This window comes from Corynebacterium sp. MSK074, assembly GCF_030229735.1.
GTDB lineage: Bacteria > Actinomycetota > Actinomycetes > Mycobacteriales > Mycobacteriaceae > Corynebacterium.
In genome coordinates this window covers 21,716-38,651 of the sequence record NZ_JASPIX010000009.1, presented here as the reverse complement: position 1 = coordinate 38,651, position 16,936 = coordinate 21,716, and the positions used below count along the sequence as shown (strand labels likewise).

15 protein-coding genes and 1 tRNA gene are annotated in these 16,936 nt (G+C 59.4%); 11 read left to right on the top strand and 5 right to left on the bottom strand.

Annotation, left to right across the window (positions count from 1 at the left end; translation table 11 throughout):
- Positions 1–29 precede the first annotated feature (29 nt).
- The 3 genes from QP965_RS08545 to QP965_RS08535 all read left to right on the top strand — a co-directional run bounded on the left by QP965_RS08545 (position 30) and on the right by QP965_RS08535 (position 4,214).
- Positions 30–449, top strand: a complete 420-nt coding sequence (locus QP965_RS08545) for a methylenetetrahydrofolate--tRNA-(uracil-5-)-methyltransferase (RefSeq protein WP_284844666.1) — start codon at positions 30–32, stop codon at positions 447–449.
- Positions 450–534: 85 nt separating this feature from the next.
- Complete coding sequence (locus QP965_RS08540; protein ID WP_284844665.1) at positions 535–2,277, top strand: ABC transporter ATP-binding protein; 1,743 nt, start codon at positions 535–537, stop codon at positions 2,275–2,277.
- Complete coding sequence (locus tag QP965_RS08535) at positions 2,277–4,214, top strand: ABC transporter ATP-binding protein (protein ID WP_284844664.1); 1,938 nt, start codon at positions 2,277–2,279, stop codon at positions 4,212–4,214. The genes QP965_RS08540 and QP965_RS08535 overlap by 1 nt, the downstream gene beginning before the upstream one ends.
- An 18-nt stretch (positions 4,215–4,232) precedes the next feature.
- Here QP965_RS08535 and QP965_RS08530 read toward each other — a convergent pair whose 3' ends face one another.
- The 3 genes from QP965_RS08530 to QP965_RS08520 are packed head-to-tail and all read right to left on the bottom strand — an operon-like array spanning position 4,233 to position 5,858.
- A complete protein-coding gene (locus tag QP965_RS08530; RefSeq protein WP_284844663.1) occupies positions 4,233–4,826 on the bottom strand; it encodes a hypothetical protein in 594 nt (197 codons plus the stop codon).
- Complete coding sequence (locus QP965_RS08525; RefSeq protein ID WP_284769137.1) at positions 4,823–5,290, bottom strand: DUF6114 domain-containing protein; 468 nt, start codon at positions 5,288–5,290, stop codon at positions 4,823–4,825. Before QP965_RS08525 ends, QP965_RS08530 begins: the two co-directional genes overlap by 4 nt.
- A complete protein-coding gene (locus QP965_RS08520; protein WP_284769136.1) occupies positions 5,280–5,858 on the bottom strand; it encodes a DUF6230 family protein in 579 nt (192 codons plus the stop codon). The genes QP965_RS08525 and QP965_RS08520 overlap by 11 nt, the downstream gene beginning before the upstream one ends.
- Before the next feature lie 250 nt (positions 5,859–6,108).
- Here QP965_RS08520 and QP965_RS08515 point away from each other — a divergent pair, with 250 nt between their 5' ends.
- The 5 genes from QP965_RS08515 (at position 6,109) to QP965_RS08495 (ending at position 13,500) form a co-directional block, all read left to right on the top strand.
- A complete protein-coding gene (locus QP965_RS08515) occupies positions 6,109–8,892 on the top strand; it encodes a (Fe-S)-binding protein (protein ID WP_284844662.1) in 2,784 nt (927 codons plus the stop codon).
- Between the two features lie 34 nt (positions 8,893–8,926).
- Positions 8,927–10,201, top strand: coding sequence for a cation:proton antiporter (locus QP965_RS08510; RefSeq protein WP_049378969.1), 1,275 nt, complete (start codon positions 8,927–8,929; stop codon positions 10,199–10,201).
- Positions 10,202–10,297: 96 nt separating this feature from the next.
- Positions 10,298–10,900 carry a DUF1707 domain-containing protein gene (locus QP965_RS08505; protein ID WP_275435491.1) on the top strand — a complete coding sequence of 201 codons (603 nt, stop codon included), beginning with the start codon at positions 10,298–10,300 and terminating at the stop codon, positions 10,898–10,900.
- 55 nt (positions 10,901–10,955) lie between these two features.
- Positions 10,956–12,185 carry a pyridoxal phosphate-dependent aminotransferase gene (locus QP965_RS08500; protein WP_049378968.1) on the top strand — a complete coding sequence of 410 codons (1,230 nt, stop codon included), beginning with the start codon at positions 10,956–10,958 and terminating at the stop codon, positions 12,183–12,185.
- A 52-nt stretch (positions 12,186–12,237) separates the two neighbouring features.
- Positions 12,238–13,500 carry a YibE/F family protein gene (locus tag QP965_RS08495; RefSeq protein WP_239274233.1) on the top strand — a complete coding sequence of 421 codons (1,263 nt, stop codon included), beginning with the start codon at positions 12,238–12,240 and terminating at the stop codon, positions 13,498–13,500.
- A gap of 87 nt (positions 13,501–13,587) precedes the next feature.
- Here QP965_RS08495 and QP965_RS08490 read toward each other — a convergent pair whose 3' ends face one another.
- Positions 13,588–14,916: a UDP-glucose dehydrogenase family protein gene (locus QP965_RS08490; RefSeq protein ID WP_284844660.1), complete on the bottom strand. Its 1,329-nt coding sequence runs from the start codon at positions 14,914–14,916 to the stop codon at positions 13,588–13,590.
- A gap of 42 nt (positions 14,917–14,958) precedes the next feature.
- The gene (gene dcd / locus QP965_RS08485) at positions 14,959–15,522 is read right to left on the bottom strand and encodes a dCTP deaminase (protein ID WP_239191762.1); all 564 of its coding nucleotides are present in this window, start codon (positions 15,520–15,522) and stop codon (positions 14,959–14,961) included.
- Positions 15,523–15,587: 65 nt separating this feature from the next.
- Between dcd and QP965_RS08480 the strand changes: the two genes are divergently transcribed.
- The 3 genes from QP965_RS08480 to QP965_RS08470 all read left to right on the top strand — a co-directional run bounded on the left by QP965_RS08480 (position 15,588) and on the right by QP965_RS08470 (position 16,936).
- A tRNA-Gly gene (locus QP965_RS08480) sits at positions 15,588–15,661 on the top strand.
- 47 nt (positions 15,662–15,708) lie between these two features.
- On the top strand, positions 15,709–15,897 hold the full coding sequence (locus QP965_RS08475) for a hypothetical protein (RefSeq protein ID WP_005325457.1): 189 nt from the start codon (positions 15,709–15,711) through the stop codon (positions 15,895–15,897).
- 109 nt (positions 15,898–16,006) lie between these two features.
- Positions 16,007–16,936, top strand: a complete 930-nt coding sequence (locus QP965_RS08470) for a class C sortase (RefSeq protein WP_284844659.1) — start codon at positions 16,007–16,009, stop codon at positions 16,934–16,936.

Sequence of the window (16,936 nt, the reverse complement as noted above, 5' to 3'; positions counted from 1 at the left end):
GTCCGCGCCCAGCACAAGGAGGCACTTTCATGCAGCGTATAGCCATCATCGGGGAGGGCCCGGCAGCCCTATCCACCACCGAGAAGCTTATCAGCGCTGGCATGTGTGTGGACCTCATTACCCAGTGCACCGCACCATTCGGTCTACTCCGCCGCTTTGCGGGCTTGGCAGGCGTGCTGGGCGACGCCGTCACGAGCTCCCATTGCGGCCCCGGCACCACTCCCCGCTTGCGCCTTATCGGCAACGTGCGGGTAGGACCAGACGGCGATATCACGCATAATGAAATCCACCGCCTGGCCGCCTCTGGCGACCGCGAGCTCCTCGTTTTGGAACTCAAGGCCCGCGGCGTGGCCGTCACCACGTGGGAAGGCCTATGCGCCCCACTGCAGGATTTTGAAGACTGGCGCAGCGTCATCACCCGCGCACAGCTGGCTCACGTGGGGATTTAGCAGCAGTAACCAACTAGCACCCCACCCACCACCGATATAAACTTGCACGGCTACCCAGCCACGGCAAGGAAAGGGGCGCGAGTCCATGGATCTGGTTCGCATTCTCGTTACACGGTCGGCGCCGTATACGCCGTATTTCATCGCGGTACTTGTCCTGCAGTCCTTGTCAACAGCTGCCACGCTGTACCTTCCATCGCTTAATGCCAAGATCATCGATGAAGGTGTATCTCAGGGCGATGTGGACTTCATCTGGCGCACCGGCGGCATCATGCTGGCCGTAGCCTTTGCCCAAGTCATCACCGCCATCGGCGCGGTATGGTGCGGCAGCCGCACCGCCATGGGCGTCGGCCGAGATCTACGCGGCGAGGTCTTCCGCCACGTTAATTCCCTGTCCACTGAGGACATGAGCCGTTTTGGCACACCTACGCTTATTACCCGCGGCACCAATGACGTCCAGCAGGTGCAAATGGTCTACATGATGATGCTGAACTTCATGGTGACCGCACCCATCATGTCCATCGGCGGCATCATCATGGCCGTGCGCGAAGACGCCGGAATGTCCTGGCTGGTGTGGGTGTCCGTGGCGGTACTGCTCGGCACCATCTCCGTTATCATTTCCCGCCTCATGCCGCTCTTCCGTTCCATGCAGGACAAGCTGGATTCCATCAATGGCACCTTGCGCGAGCAGATCACCGGCATCCGCGTGGTGCGTGCCTTCGTGCGCGAGGCCTATGAGTCCGAGCGCTTTACCGAGGAAAATAAGAACATCACCCGCCTGTCCTTGAACATCGGCCGGCTTTTCGTGGTGATGTTCCCGCTCATTACGGTGATCCTCAACGTGGCCACGGGCGCGGTCCTGTGGTTCGGCGGCCACCGCGTGGATGAGGGCTTGGTCAACGTCGGCTCGCTGACCGCATTCCTGCAGTACCTGCTGCAGATTCTGGCGGCGGTGATGATGGGTACCTTCATGGCGATGATGCTGCCGCGCGCCATTATCTGTGCCCGCCGCATCACCGAGGTGCTCCAGCACGAGCCCTCCATTACCCCACCCAGCTCCACCACCTCTCCGGAGGCCTGCGCGGGCACGGTGGAGTTTCGCAACGTGGGCTTTTCTTATGCCGGTGCGGATGCGCCGGTGCTAGAAGACATTTCCTTTACCGCTCAGCCCGGCACCACTACCGCCATCATTGGTTCGACGGGCTCGGGCAAGACCACCCTGGTTTCCCTCATCCCACGCCTGTACGTGCCGACGGAGGGCCAGGTGCTTATCGACGCCACCCCTACCACTTCCCTGGCCCGCCAGGACATCGTCCAGCGCGTATCTCTGGTTCCACAAAAGGCCTACCTATTTAGCGGCACGGTGGCCTCTAACCTGCGCTTGGGCCGCCCCGAAGCCACCGATGAAGAGCTCTGGGAGGCGCTGCACGTGGCTCAGGCGGACTTCGTAGAAGACCTGGACATGCCCATCGCACAGGGCGGCACCAACGTCTCCGGTGGCCAGCGCCAGCGCCTGTCCATCGCGCGCATGCTTGTTGCCCGCCCGCTGGTCTACCTCTTCGATGATTCCTTCTCCGCGCTGGACGTGGCCACCGATGCCAAGGTGCGGGCGGCAATGCGTGCCTCCTTTGCCGAGCGCGAAAAGCCGGTGACCAGCATTATCGTCGCCCAGCGCGTGGCATCCATTCGGGATGCCGACCAAATCCTGATGCTGGACGCCGGCCGCATCGTTGACCGCGGCACCCACGAGGAACTCCTGGGCCGCTGCGCGGTCTACCAAGAAATCGTTGATTCCCAAGAAACCGCCGGTGTGGCAGGGGGCGAAAACTAATGGCTGAAAACACCACCTCTACCGCCGAGTCCACGGATGCCGGTTTTGATCCAGTGGGCGGCTCCGCACCCCGTCAGGCCAAGAATTTCTGGCCCTCCACCAAACGCCTTTTCTCCCTGCTTGCCCCCTTCAAGCGCCGCCTGTGGGCCGTCGCGGCAATGAACATAGTCTGTATCTTCTTGGCCGTGGTAGCCCCGAATATCATGGGCAAGGCCATGGACGTCATCTTTGCCGGCGTCATTTCGCGCAACCTGCCCTCTAATATCTCCGCCGAGCAAGCCATTGCGGGCATGCGCGCTGAGGGCCAGGACCGCTTTGCGGATATGGCTTCCGCGATGGACTTCGTCCCCGGTGAAGGCATCGATTTTAACCGACTGGGCACGCTCATCATCACCGTGATCGCGATGTACATCGTCTCCTCTGGCTTCCAGTGGTGGCAGGGAGCCATCCTCAACAAGGTAAGCATGGATATCGTGTTTGACCTGCGCGAGCGCGTGGAGGCGAAGATTAATGCGCTGCCTCTCAACTACTTTGATTCCCAGCAGCGCGGCGATATCCTCTCACGTACCACCAATGACATCGACAACATGCAGCAGGCCCTGCAGGAGGCGCTATCGCAGCTGTTTTATGACGCGCTGCTGGTCATTGGCATCACCATCATGATGTTCAGCGTCTCCTGGCAGCTCGCTCTGGTGGCTTTACTGTCCCTGCCGCTTACTGGCCTGGTCATTGGTGTCATCGGCAGCCGCTCGCAGCGCCAGTTCAAAACGCAATGGCGCTCCACCGGTCAGCTCAACGGCCAGGTAGAAGAATCCTTCTCCGGCCACGACCTAGCCATCGTCTTCGGCCGTACCGAGGCCATGACAGAGGAATTCGACAAGCGCAACGAAGAGCTCTACCACTCCGCAGCTAAGGCTCAGTTCCTGTCCGGCATCATGATGCCCATCATGCAGTTCCTGTCCTACCTGTCCTATGTGGCCATTGCGGTCCTGGGCGGTCTGCGCGTGGCCAATGGACACATGACTTTGGGCGCTGCCACCGCATTTATCCAGTACTCCCGCGAGTTCAACCAGCCGCTCGGCCAGCTCGGCGGCATGATGCAGCAGGTGCAGTCCGGTGTGGCCTCGGCCGAGCGCGTCTTTGAGCTTCTCGACGCCGAAGAGCAAGCCCCCGACACCACCGACGAGGACCTTCCCGGCCGTGCCCAGGGGCTCGTGGAGTTCCAGGACGTTGACTTCTCCTACGCAGAGGAGAAGGAGCTCATCACCGGCCTCAACCTGCGCGTGGAGCCCGGCCAGACCGCGGCCATTGTCGGCCCCACCGGTGCCGGCAAAACCACCCTGGTCAACCTGCTCATGCGCTTCTATGAGCTAGATGGTGGTCAGATTCTCATTGATGGGCACGACATCGCCCGCATGCCTCGCCATACCCTGCGTTCCCAGGTGGGCATGGTGCTCCAGGACGCCGTGCTCTTTAAGGGCTCGATCATGGAAAATATCCGCTACGGCCGCTTGGATGCGACGGACGAAGAAGTCATTGCGGCGGCAAAGGCAACCTATGTGGACCGCTTCGTTCACGCGCTGCCCGATGGCTACGACACCATCATCGACCAAGACGGCGGCGCAATCTCCGCCGGCGAGCGCCAGCTCATCACCATCGCCCGCGCGTTCTTGGCCCAGCCCGCGCTGCTCATCCTCGATGAGGCCACCTCTTCGGTCGATACCCGTACCGAGGTCCTCGTCCAAGAGGCGATGAACGCATTGCGCGCGGACCGCACCTCCTTCGTCATTGCCCACCGCTTGTCCACCATTCGCGATGCCGACCTCATCCTCGTCATGGAGAACGGCACCATCGTGGAACAAGGCTCGCACGACGATCTCCTTGCGGCCCAAGGCGCATACTGGCGCCTGCATCAATCCCAGTTCGCTCAAGGGTAGGTCTTCCCCGGCGGTGAGCTACTCCAGCCCTACCGTCACGGTCGGCGCGTTGAAGTGAGCACCCTTGAGGTTCACCAGCTCAAGGGTGACGTCGCGCAGCTCGAGATGGTCCATGACTACATCGGGCACCTCCGCATCGGGGACGGGGTGCGGCTCTGGAACACCGAGCTTGTCCAACACGGCATTGATATCGTCGCGGCTTAAATCGATTTCCGCCCGCGATGTAGAAACCTTACCCACCGCCGGGGTGGCTGTGAGCTCGGTAGCCATAATGGTCACCGGTCCGCCGCGTACCTCGGTGGTATCCCCGCCCGTGGTCAACATGCCATCGCCGTAGCGGCCAGGCAGCGTAATGGCGAGGTTGTCGATGTCAAGGTTGTCGCCCTTCAGCTCCAGAACCCGCACATCACCGCTGGCGGTGGGGAAAGTACCCAAGGATACGGTGACATTCTTCGTCAGCGTCACCTTATCCGCAAAGACGGTACTGAAATACGGAACCGCCGGGGCATCTTGCGCATTAACCCGTCCGGAACCGCTCACACCGCCCACCACTAGGGCACAGGTGAGTACGGCCAAGCAGCTACGCGCCGCTCGCGGCATCGCCCTCGTCATTGCTCTACTGCTTCCTTGGTGCGACGCTTTTTCTCCCCTGGCTGCCACGCAAAGGTAAAGGCGCCGCCAATGATGCCGAGCAAGGAGCCGATGATGAAGCCGCCCAAATTGGACGTCGGCAAGGCGATAATGGCCACGATGATGCCCAGCACACCGACATAATTCGAGGTTGCCGGCTGGAACCACGCGCCGAGGCCGAACATGGCTAGCAAGACGCCGATAAGCAGCGTAGATACGCCAGAGATGGTGGAAATCATCACCAAAAGGTCAGAAATGCGGATGGTGATATAGGCCGGTGCGGCAATGATGATGCCGGACAAAATGAGCAACAAGCCAGGAAAGAAGGGCCGACCACTGCGCCAGCGGCGAAAGCGCTGCCAGGCGCTGGGCTTAGATTCTTCCGCGCCTGCTGCCTCCGCCACCGGGAGGGTCTGCGTGTCCTCCGCGGTCGACTCAGCAGCCATTATCGGACCCCCTCCGCACAGTTACTCCAACGTTCTTGGCAGAAAGGCGCTGTGCACCCACGGAGGTGGCCTTCACATCGTCCGCCTTGAGAGAGACCTGCTTGGAGTACAGGCCCCACGCACCAGGATCCGCGGTATCGCTGAGCTGATTCGCATCGATGCCCACGTTGACATCCTGCATGACCAAGGAGCCATCCACGTCGGTCGCGCCGACCAGCAGGCTATCGGATTCCACGCTGCCCTCACCCTCAGCCTTCAGTGCTAGGGTGGCCTCCCCACCAACGCCGGGCACCTTGGGAACCGTCACGGAAAGGCAGAGATCAGAGACCTTGGCATGGTCCAGCTTGATGCGCGCGACAGGAAGGCGCTCTTCGGCCTTTTGATCATCATCAACAAAAAGCGAAAAGCCCTCTCCGTCCAAGTGCCCCATGGTGATTTTAAAGAAGCTGCCGGAAAGGGCCAGGTTTGCGGTCAAGCCACCCTGCGCCACGGCGAATCCAGTAACGCCAAAGGCGGCGAGGCCTGCGGTCAAGGCCACCGCGGCCTTGGTGATATTGGTTTTGCCCATGGCGGTTTGCCCTTTCTGCGGCGGTCTAGGTCCTCTTCTTGGCGGGTTCGGCCGCGCTGCGGCTTCCGCCTCTGGTGGTACTCCGCCGCCGTGTACAGCACGTTTAGCAGAATATGGCGACCGAGTTTCTCATCTTGACAGTGTACAGCCCACCCCACCGCGATACCGCACTGAATACAGACTCTGGGATTTCCACCCCTAGGCTTTAAGGTAGAGAACAACGTGGAGCATCAGTAATAAAGGAGCACGCATGACCACCGTGTTCGGTTGGATAGCTATAGCCGCATCGATTCCGGTGTGGCTGTACTTTTTCACCCGCGTATGGACCCTGATTAAGTTCATCCGCTCGGGCGGACCCACCCAGCTCAAGCGCACCGATAGCCTAGGCAAGCGTTTATGGCGTGTTATTGCGGAGGTCTTTGGCCATTCCCACTTCAAGGGTAAACCGCTGGTCAATGCCGCCCACTGGCTGGTGATGGTGGGCTTCCTCTTTGGCATTTTGGTGTGGTTTGAGGCCTATATCCAAACCTTTGCGCCGGATAAGGGCTGGCCGTGGCTCAGCCACTGGCCGGTTTACCACTTCGTCGAGGAAGTCTTGGGCATCGCGACGGTCCTCGGTATTGGATTTCTCATCGGCGTGCGCCTCAAACTCGGCGATACCGAGCGCGGCAGCCGCTTCTTCAATTCCCAGACCGCCTCAGCGCGCTGGGTAGAGTTCATTGTCTTTTCTGAAGGACTCGGCATGATCCTGGTGAAGTCCACCAAGATCGCCACCTACGGCGGCGGTTCCGCCTGGGCGGATTTCTTGAGCGTCCACCTAGCCAAGCTCTTCCCCGAGTCACCGGCCCTGGTGAGCTTCTTCGCCCTCTTCAAGCTGCTTTCCGGTCTGCTATTTATCGTCTTTATCTCCCGCAAATTCCAGTGGGGCGTCATGTGGCACCGCTTCACCAGCTTTTTCAATATCTTCTTCCAGCGCAACGCTACCGGGGAAAAGGCCCTACAATCCCTGCCCACCCCGGACTTGGAAGAAGACATCACCCCGGGTAGCTGGAAGATGCTGCTGGATTCCACCTCGTGTACCGAATGCGGCCGCTGCCAAGAACTATGCCCTGCCTGGAATACCGAAAAGCCGCTGAGCCCCAAAAAGGTCATGATGGATCTGCGTCAGGGCGCACTGGATAACTACAACCCGCACGAAGGCCTGGATGTGCTGTCCATGGCCGGCGTCATCGATGATGACGTGCTGTGGTCTTGTACTAATTGCGGTGCGTGCGTGGATCAGTGCCCAACCGATATTGAGCACATCGACCACATTGCGGACCTGCGCCGCTTCAAGGTGCTTGCGGAATCGGACTTCCCTTCCGAGCTCACCGGCCTGTTTAAAAATATGGAAAACAAGGGCAATCCGTGGGGCCGGAATAACTCTGAGCGCCGCGCCTGGATCGATGAGGCCCGCGCCGATGGCATCGACGTTCCCATCATTGGTGAAGACGAGGCCGATTTCACCGATATGGAATACCTGCTCTGGGTGGGCTGCGCTGGTGCTTATGATGACGATGGCCGCCGCACCACCCGTGCCGTAGTAGACCTCCTGCATACCGCAGGCGTGAAGTTTGGCGTGCTCTCCACGGGTGAGACCTGTACGGGTGATCCTGCCCGCCGCGCCGGCAACGAGTTCCTTTTCCAGATGATGGCGCAGCAAAATGTGGAAACTCTCAACAACGCCTTCGACGGCGTCCCGGAGGGCCAGCGCAAGATCATCGCCACCTGCCCGCACTGCTTTAACACCATCCGCAATGAGTACCCGGACTTTGACGGGCACTTCGACGTCTTCCACCACACCCAGCTGCTCAATCGTCTGGTGCGCGAGGGCTTGCTCAAGCCGGTGCCACGCACACCGGAGAACCGCAAGCCCATTACCTACCACGATCCTTGCTTCCTCGGCCGCCACAATAAGGTCTTCGATCCTCCGCGCGAGCTGCTCGAGGCCACCGGCGTGGAGCTGCGCGAGATGGACAAGAACCGCGACGAGGCCTTCTGCTGTGGCGCCGGCGGCGCCCGCATGTTCATGGAGGAAAAGCTCGGCACCCGCATCAATGACTTCCGCACCGAGCAGGCCCTAGAGACCGGCGCGGAAGAAATCGCCACCGGCTGCCCCTTCTGCAATGTCATGATGACCGGCGGCGTGAAGTCCTTGTCGCAGGATTCCACGTCCACCACCAAGGTCAATGACGTGGCGGTTATGCTGCGCAATTCTATCTCCCTCGACGAGTCCGGCACCCTGCCGGAGCCCCACCCCAAGGCGTTCCTGGCTACCCCGGTGCGCCACCAAAAGTCCGAGGGCACCACTGACGCCCCGCTTGCCGACGCCCCCACTTCCGCCACCCACACCCCGGCCGCATCGGCACCAGCACCAGCCCCCGCCGCTCCTGCAGCACCGGCCGCACCCGCAGCGCCGTCTGCATCGCAGGCTCCTCAAGCGCCGAAGGCTCCCGCGGCACCAAGTGCACCCACCCCTCCAAGTGCTCCGGCAGCACCTGCACCACAGGCGCCCGCGGCTCCAACACCGCCTAGCGCGCCTGCAACGCCTGCGGCACCAGCAGCTCCTGCTGCGCCGAGCGCACCCACGCCGCCAAGTGCTCCAGCAGCACCTGCACCAAAGGCACCCGCAGCTCCAACACCGCCTAGCGCGCTTGCAACGCCCGCGGCCCCGGCGGCACCAGCTGCACCAGCTGCACCGCAAGCTCCCCAGCCTCCAGCAGCACCAGCAGCTCCCGCTGCACCGAGTGCTCCTACCCCTCCAAGTGCTCCAGCAGCACCTGCACCGCAGGCACCAGACGCGCCGACGCCGCCTGCAGCGCCAGCAGCTCCGGCAGCGCCAACGCCGCCGGCAGCACCGAAACCGCCAGAGGCCCCTGCTGCGCCCACGCTGCCAAAGGCTGAGCCGCCAGCCGCACCGACCCCGCCAGCACCGCCGGCGGCTCCGGCACCACCGGCGTCGGAAAGCGTGCCCAAGCCACCTGAATCTGAGTAGGCGCGCAGGGGCATTGGTGCGTACGCTGTAGTCCATGCATTTTAATGCGGGACTCCCCACCGATGCTCTGCTGCTGGCGGCAGGCGCAACCGAAAATACAAATTCCCTCGTCTCTTTCGCCTGGATTATGGCCGCGGCTCTACTCGCGCCGCTGGTCTCCTATATGTTGGGCTACCGCCTGCCATCGGTGGCCCTCTTGCTGATTTTCGGCATGATTATTGGCCCTTCCGTACTCGACCTCGCGGCCGAGGACGAAGGAATCGAAATGCTCAAGGAACTCGGCGTGGGAGCGTTATTTCTCCTCGCGGGCTTTGAAATTCAAATCTCCACCCTCAAAACCAAAGAAGCCGGAACGGCGCTATCCACCTGGGCAATCTGTGCCCTCGCCTGTGGGGTAGGCGCCTACTTCCTGGTAGATAACGTGCCAGGTGCCATCGTCGTCGCCTTGGCGCTTACATCAACGGCGCTGGGCACGCTCACACCGATGCTAAAACAGGACCGCATTCTAGGCACCAAGGTGGGCAATTCGGTGATGATTCATGGTGCCATTGGTGAGGTCGCCCCCATTACCGCAATGGCACTCTTGCTGGGTACTCGTTCCACGCTGACGACGATGATCATTTTGTTGTTCTTCATCATCATCGCCGTTGCCGTTGCCATCATGCCGGCGGCCATCGCCTCGACCATCCCTTGGGTCAAGACCGCCTTTATCTCCGGTGCGGGCTCCACCAATCAGACGATCTTGCGTCTTATCATCCTGATTCTGGCCATCCTCATGGCCGTTACCGCAGTCTTTGAACTCGATATTGTGCTCGGTGCCTTTGCCGCTGGCATTATTTTGAACCGCATCATCCCGGATGAATTCCACCGCCGCCTTGAGCACCGCCTCGATGTGGTGTTTTATTCGATGCTTATCCCAGTCTTCTTTGTGGTCTCTGGCATGAGCATTAGCTGGGATACCATCGCTCATAATCCGTGGAAGGTACTGGGCATTCCAGCTCTCATTTTGGTGACCCGTGGCCTGCCCGTCTTCTTGCGCGAAAATGTTGGGCATACCGGATCTGATATTGAAACCTTCCGCCAGCGCCTCCAGGTAGGTTTGTATTCCGCCACCGGTCTGCCAATCATCGTGGCGGTAACGTCCCTGGCGGTCAATTCCGGAATCATGGAAGCGGAAAATGCCTCGATCTTCGTCTCCGGCGGCGCACTTACTGTCGCCCTCTTCCCATTCCTGGCCAGCCTGGTGGGCGGAAACGAACAAGAAAAGAAGGACGAGAAGACCCCTAACGCTGAAACCAAGGACCTATAGGCCGCGTTCGCTGAGAGCACGTCCCTACAAGGGCAGAATTTTCCTAGACTGGAAGATGTGAGTAATAACTTTGGTTCTTCCCCTGTCAATCGGACGCTGCGTCTGTCCGATTCCGAGCGCAACGATGCCATCAATGACCTCGCCCGCGCCGTGGGTGAAGGCCGGTTAACCATGGAGGAGTTCGAGGACCGCTCGGACGATGTCATGCGCGCCAGCACCCACCAAGACCTCGTACCCGTCTTTCAAGACATTCCGGCGCGTGGTTCCCACGAGGTCAAGGTCTATTCCCGCGGTGAGGTCACGCGCGCCCATAATGCGGGCAAGAAGCCAAAGTTTGCGACTGCCCTTTCCGGCTCTGTGGTGCTTGCGGTAGCAAGCCCTACGCTTATCTTAATGAGCGCTACCATGAGCAACCCATGGCTTCTGCTCGGAGGCGCGGTAACAGCCGCCCTCATTCCAATTTTGTGGATCATGCTCTACGTGGCCAAGGTGGGTCCGTCTTCCTGGCACGCCCCATCCGTGCGTCAGATTGAGCGGCAGCAGTTGCGCGAGATTCGCGCTCTCACGGCGCATGAGCGCGCGCAGCAAAAAATGATCGAGGAGAAAATGTGGGCCGATCGCCGTATGCAAGCTGGTGAAATTACCGGCCAAGCCATGGATCTGGCCAAGCGGAAGTTCAGCGAGTGGAATAAAAAATAGTCATCGCCGGTGTTGAAGCATTTTGTGTAGCTGTGAATCGTGGCACAATATTTCCATGACTTCTCCCAAACACCGCATCTTTGACCAGTCCGACAAACTCAAGGGCGTCGCGTATGACATCCGCGGCGAGGTCTCTGCGGAAGCGGAACGCATGGAGCTCGATGGCCACACCATCTTGAAACTCAACACCGGTAACCCGGCCGTCTTTGGCTTCGAAGCACCCGATGTCATCATGCGCGATATGATCGCTGCCCTGCCTACTTCCCAGGGTTATTCCACCTCCAAGGGAATCATTCCTGCCCGCCGATCCATCGTTACCCGCTACGAGCTGGAGGACTTCCCGCCCTTCGATATCAACGATGTCTTCTTGGGCAATGGCGTCTCCGAGCTCATCAGCATGACCACCCAAGCGCTGCTCAATAACGGCGATGAGGTTCTCATCCCGGCACCGGATTATCCATTGTGGACCGCAGCTACGTCCCTGGCAGGTGGCACCCCAGTGCACTACCTGTGTGATGAGGACGATGATTGGAATCCATCCATCGAGGACATCGAGTCCAAGATTACGGATAAAACCAAGGCCATCGTGGTCATTAACCCGAATAACCCAACGGGTGCGGTCTACTCGCGCGAAGTGCTGCAGAAGATCGTCAATATCGCCCGCGAGCATAACCTGCTCATTTTGGCCGATGAGATCTATGACCGCATTCTTTATGACGGCGCGCAGCACATCTCCATCGCTTCGCTAGCCCCTGACCTTCTCACTATCACGTTCAATGGCTTATCCAAGGCCTATCGCGTGTGTGGCTACCGTGCCGGCTGGATGGTACTTACCGGCCCTAAGCACCACGCCCGTGGCTTCATCGAAGGCCTTGAGCTTCTGGCCGGAACACGCCTGTGCCCGAACGTACCGGCGCAGCACGCTATCCAGGTGGCGTTGGGTGGGCGGCAGTCTATCTTTGAGCTCACTGGTACCGGCGGGCGTCTTTTGCGCCAGCGCAATATCGCCTACGAGAAGCTCAATGAGATTCCCGGCGTTTCCGCGGTAAAGCCTATGGGCTCGCTCTACCTCTTCCCGCGCCTGGATCCGAATGTGTATGAAATCCATGATGATGCCAAACTCATGCTGGATATTTTGAAGGCGGAAAAGATCCTCATGGTGCAGGGAACCGGCTTCAACTGGCCGAACCCAGATCACTTCCGCGTGGTCACGCTGCCGTGGGCATCCCAGATTGAAAACGCCATTGAGCGCCTAGGTAACTTCCTTGTGAGCTACAAACAGTAATTTTCTTCCCGCCAGTTGCTAATGATAGTGATAATCCGTCACAATAAGGTGCATGGGAAGACATTCTGCGGCAATCAAGTCCCAGCCGGCTTCCGCCCTGTGGAGCCGGCTTTTTACTTCGATAGCTCAAAATCATTGGCGGATAGGCCTTCTTGGCGCGCTCGCCGCAGCGCTCATAGCTACCGTTGCTGGCTTGGTAATACTTTGGCCCAACAGCCCTGCCAATGAGCACACGTCCGCGGAATTTCAGCAAACCTATACGCTCAATCACCCACAGGTAGAGGGCACGGTAGATACGGCTGACCATTCGGCTTGTCAATCAGAACAAACGGGACAGGTCTTTGACACTCCTCCCCTTATCCCCGGCACGGAAGAGATATATTGCGATCGCGCACTAGTTAAAATCACCTCTGGCGAAGACGCAGGGCACATGACCCAGCTGGTCACCTATGGCAAAGCTGGCGATCCGCAGTTGGAAACCGGCGACAAGATAGTCTTATCCAAGGCTACTGACCCGTCTGGGGCGGTTACCTATGCTTTTGCGGATTATCAGCGCACCGGCAGCCTAATCTTGTGGGCGGTAATCGTTGCCATCATCGTAATTGTTTTCGGCGCATGGCAGGGGGTACGCGCCATCATCGGCTTGGCGATTAGCCTTGGCGTAGTCTTTGCGTTCCTTTTGCCTGCGCTTATCGAGGCCCATAGTCCCCTCTGGACCGCCCTCGTTTCCTGCGCCGCAATCATCTTGGTCGCCGTACCACTCGTGCACGGGGCAAATTGGAAAGCAGCTTCAGCGGTAGGTGGGTCGCTGCTAGCTCTCATTATCGCGGCATTCCTCGCCTGGGCCACGATCGATACCTCGCAGTTGCAGGGCTACAGCTCCGAAGACAACCTAAAGCTCTTGCTCTATATGCCGGGCATTTCCATCCTTGGAGTGCTACTGTGCGGTTTCGTTGTCGGCTCCCTTGGCAGCCTTGCCGATGTCGCCGTGGGCCAAGCCTCCACAGTCACCGAGCTCCACGAAGCCGACCCAGACGCGCGCCCAAGAGAACTCTTTCTTTCTGCAATGAAGGTAGGCCGGGATCACATTGCCTCGATGATCTACACACTCATCCTCACCTATACCGGCGCCACGCTTCCGCTCCTTTTACTCATTACCGCAGCGCAGCGCCCCGCCAGCCAGATGCTCACCAGCGATCTCGTCGCCACCGAGTTGCTTCGCTCCGGTGTGGGTGCGATGGCTCTAATCCTCGCAGTGCCGATAACCACACTTATCGCAGCGTTTACGATTCCGCATAGCCGTGTAGCCGCCTAAACATGAACTGGCTTAGGCACAAGCGAGAGGGCCGAGCAATGTTCCTCACTGCTCAGCCCTCCGTATCGCCTTTTGGCATAACCCTAGTTAAAGGGTGCGGCCCAAAGCCTCGACCTTCCAGCCGGCCTGCTGCCAGTCTGCGACAGGCAGCACATTGCGGCCGTCGATAATGTGCTTATTATCCACAAGCTGGCCCGCTTGTTGCGGATTCAATTCCTTGAACTGCTTCCACTCGGTTGCCAGAATCACCAACTCTGCCTCGCGCAGGGCATCGTCAGTGTCCGCGGCGTAATCCAAGGTGGGGAATACCTTCTTGGCATTGTCCATGCCTTCTGGGTCATAGACGGTTACTGCCGCACCAGCCAAAGACAAAGAACCGGCCACGGCAAGGGCGGGCGAATCGCGCACGTCATCGGAATTCGGCTTGAACGCGCACCCCAGCACGGTCACGCGGTGGCCAAGCAGGGACCCATTGAAGGCTTCCTTGGCTAGGTCCACCACACGGTCACGACGGCGCATATTAATGGCGTCCACCTCACGCAGGAAGGTCAGCGCCTGGTCGGCGCCAAGCTCGCCGGCGCGGGCCATAAAAGCGCGAATGTCCTTAGGTAAGCAACCGCCACCAAAGCCAAGGCCGGCGCCAAGGAACTTGCGGCCGATGCGCTCGTCGAGCCCAATGGCGTCGGCAAGAGCGGTAACATCCGCGCCTGCAATCTCGCAGATCTCAGAAACGGCGTTGATAAAGGAAATCTTGGTGGCAAGGAACGCGTTAGCGGAGACCTTGACCAGCTCTGCAGTCTGCCAATCCGTCACGATGAATGGGGTGTCCTGCGAGAGCGGCTGAGCATAAACCTCGCGCGCTACCTCTTCAGCTCGACTTTCATTGTTGGTTTCACCAACGCCGAGCACGATGCGGTCTGGGGTGATGGTGTCCTTGACGGCATAGCCCTCGCGCAGGAACTCCGGGTTCCACGCGATTTCCACGGTGGTGCCTTCTGGGGCAAGCTCATTGGCCAGCTCTTGGAGCTCTGCAGCCGTTCCCACCGGAACGGTGGACTTACCAAAGATGATGTGATCGCCCTTGAGCTTGGGCACCAGATCCGTGATGACGGCCTTCACGTAGGTCATATCGGCCGCATAGGAACCGCGGCGTTGCGGGGTGCCTACGCCCAAAAAGTGCAGGTTGCCGAACGCGGCTGCTTCTTCATAGTCCGTGCTGAAGTCGAGGCGGCCGGCCTCGATATTGCGCTCGAGAACCTCCGGTAGGCCCGGTTCATAGAACGGAACCTTGCCCGATCTAAGAGCGGAAATTTTATTGTCATCTACGTCCACGCCTAGTACTTCATGGCCGAGCTCGGCCATGCAGGCAGCATGGGTTGCACCCAAGTATCCGGTGCCGATTACAGTCATACGCATAAAGCCCCATATTAGAGGCTCTATGTGAATGCCGGTTTAAGCCTATCGAAAATTCAGGTAAGACTTCGATGGCGTCGGGCCGCGCTGCCCCTGGTACTTCGAGCCCAGCGAGCCGGTGCCATATGGGCTTTCCGCTGGTGAAGTCATCTTGAAGATTGCCAGCTGACCCACCTTCATGCCCGGCCACAGGGCGATAGGCAGGTTGGCGGTATTAGAAAGCTCGAGCGTGATGTGGCCGGAAAAACCTGGGTCAATAAAGCCCGCGGTGGAGTGGGTCAACAATCCCAGGCGGCCAAGGGAAGACTTGCCCTCCAATCGACCGGCCAAGTCTGCCGGCAGTGTGAATTTTTCCAGCGTGGCGCCGAGCACGAACTCGCCTGGGTGCAGGATGAAGGACTGATCTTCTTCTACCTCCACCAAGGTGGTGAGATCCGGCATTTCCTCTTTGGGGTCAATATGCGTGTACCGCGAGTTATTGAAGACTCGGAAATACTTATCTAGGCGCACGTCCACGGACGAGGGCTGGATAAGTTCACTGTCGAAGGGCTCGATGCCCAATTCTTCGGTGTCAATGGCGGCACGGATATCACGATCTGAAAGAAGCACGGCCCCAATTCTACTCATGCTAAAGGCCGCGGTGTATAGTAGGCCGGAGCGTACAAACGCGCAGTGCCGACGTAGTTTAATGGTAGAACTGCAGCTTCCCAAGCTGCTAGCGCGGGTTCGATTCCCGTCGTCGGCTCCACTTGTTTTCCCATTTCATGGACTAATTTCATACCTACAGGATGGACCATGACAGCCCCTATCTTCACGCCTAAAACCACAGCGGATCTTCGCGCTGAGCGTGAGCATGTACTTCAAGATCTTGCGCCCCGCACAATCGATGAGCTCCACGAACAGCGCGCGGTTGATCAAATCTTGGTCATCGACGAGGCAACTCTGAATCGGTATGAAGCCCTGTGCTTTGTTATCGGCGACTAGACAGACACGTTTTCTCTCAGAGCTACATCTTCCCTAGCCTGAGATTCAAAAACTACCCCCACGCCAATACCAGGACGCACCGCAACAGACCCCACACAGGAAGGACACAATGGGCAAGCAGGAACCAGCGGAAAACACCGACGCAGCCAAGAAAAAAGGCACCAACCACAACGCCATCATCGCGTTGATCCTGATTCTCGTCGGCCTCGGTGTCTTGCTCTACCCCGTCGTGGCCACGCAGTGGAACAACCACACCCAATCCCGCGCCGCGGAGGAATACGCCAAGCTGGAAAAGCAAGCCCCGCCTGAGGTACTGCACACCGCGTGGGACGAGGCGCAGTCTTACAACGCGCAGCTGGGCCAAATCAGTGTGGAAGACGCTTGGACCACCACCGATGACGAAGACTCCCCCAAGTACCAGCGCTACCGCCAGTACCTGTCGGTATTGTCTGAGACCGATGCCATGGGCCGCATTGTTATCCCCTCCATCGATTCCGATCTGCCCATTTATCATGGCACCTCAGAAAAAGCACTCTCCCGCGGCGCTGGCCACCTCTATGGCACGGACCTACCTGTCGGCGGCGTCGGTGGTGGAGAGGGCCGGCACGCAGCACTTTCCGCTCACACTGGCCTACAAAATGCCACGCTGTGGGACAACCTCACCAAGGTCAAGAAGGGCGATGCTTTCTACATCGCCGCCGGCGGCGAGAAGCTCAAGTACGAGGTGCACGATATTCGGGTCGTCGAGCCTGCGGACACCAGCTCGCTCCACCGTGAGCCAGGCCAGGACCTCGTTACGCTCATTACCTGCACCCCCTACGGTGTAAATACCCACCGCTTGCTCGTCACCGGCCACCGAGTGCCAATGGATCCGGAAGACGAGGCCGCATTCAACAGCTCTGGTATTCACTGGCAGTGGTGGATGTGGGCCATTCTGGCTGCCGCTGCCATCATCGTGCTTCTTCTCATCTACTGGTGGCGCAAATATGTGGGCAACGGCAAGGGCGCCGCGCTTGACGACGACCCGCAGGACTCCTAA

Excerpts from the sequence above, each read along its gene's own strand:
- QP965_RS08545 (WP_284844666.1), top strand. The coding sequence starts at position 30 with ATGCAGCGTATAGCCATCATCGGGGAGGGCCCGGCAGCCCTATCCACC.
- QP965_RS08540 (WP_284844665.1), top strand. The coding sequence starts at position 535 with ATGGATCTGGTTCGCATTCTCGTTACACGGTCGGCGCCGTATACGCCG.
- QP965_RS08535 (WP_284844664.1), top strand. The coding sequence starts at position 2,277 with ATGGCTGAAAACACCACCTCTACCGCCGAGTCCACGGATGCCGGTTTT.
- QP965_RS08530 (WP_284844663.1), bottom strand. The coding sequence starts at position 4,826 with ATGACGAGGGCGATGCCGCGAGCGGCGCGTAGCTGCTTGGCCGTACTC.
- QP965_RS08525 (WP_284769137.1), bottom strand. The coding sequence starts at position 5,290 with ATGGCTGCTGAGTCGACCGCGGAGGACACGCAGACCCTCCCGGTGGCG.
- QP965_RS08520 (WP_284769136.1), bottom strand. The coding sequence starts at position 5,858 with ATGGGCAAAACCAATATCACCAAGGCCGCGGTGGCCTTGACCGCAGGC.
- QP965_RS08515 (WP_284844662.1), top strand. The coding sequence starts at position 6,109 with ATGACCACCGTGTTCGGTTGGATAGCTATAGCCGCATCGATTCCGGTG.
- QP965_RS08510 (WP_049378969.1), top strand. The coding sequence starts at position 8,927 with ATGCATTTTAATGCGGGACTCCCCACCGATGCTCTGCTGCTGGCGGCA.
- QP965_RS08500 (WP_049378968.1), top strand. The coding sequence starts at position 10,956 with ATGACTTCTCCCAAACACCGCATCTTTGACCAGTCCGACAAACTCAAG.
- QP965_RS08495 (WP_239274233.1), top strand. The coding sequence starts at position 12,238 with ATGGGAAGACATTCTGCGGCAATCAAGTCCCAGCCGGCTTCCGCCCTG.
- QP965_RS08490 (WP_284844660.1), bottom strand. The coding sequence starts at position 14,916 with ATGCGTATGACTGTAATCGGCACCGGATACTTGGGTGCAACCCATGCT.
- QP965_RS08475 (WP_005325457.1), top strand. The coding sequence starts at position 15,709 with ATGACAGCCCCTATCTTCACGCCTAAAACCACAGCGGATCTTCGCGCT.
- QP965_RS08470 (WP_284844659.1), top strand. The coding sequence starts at position 16,007 with ATGGGCAAGCAGGAACCAGCGGAAAACACCGACGCAGCCAAGAAAAAA.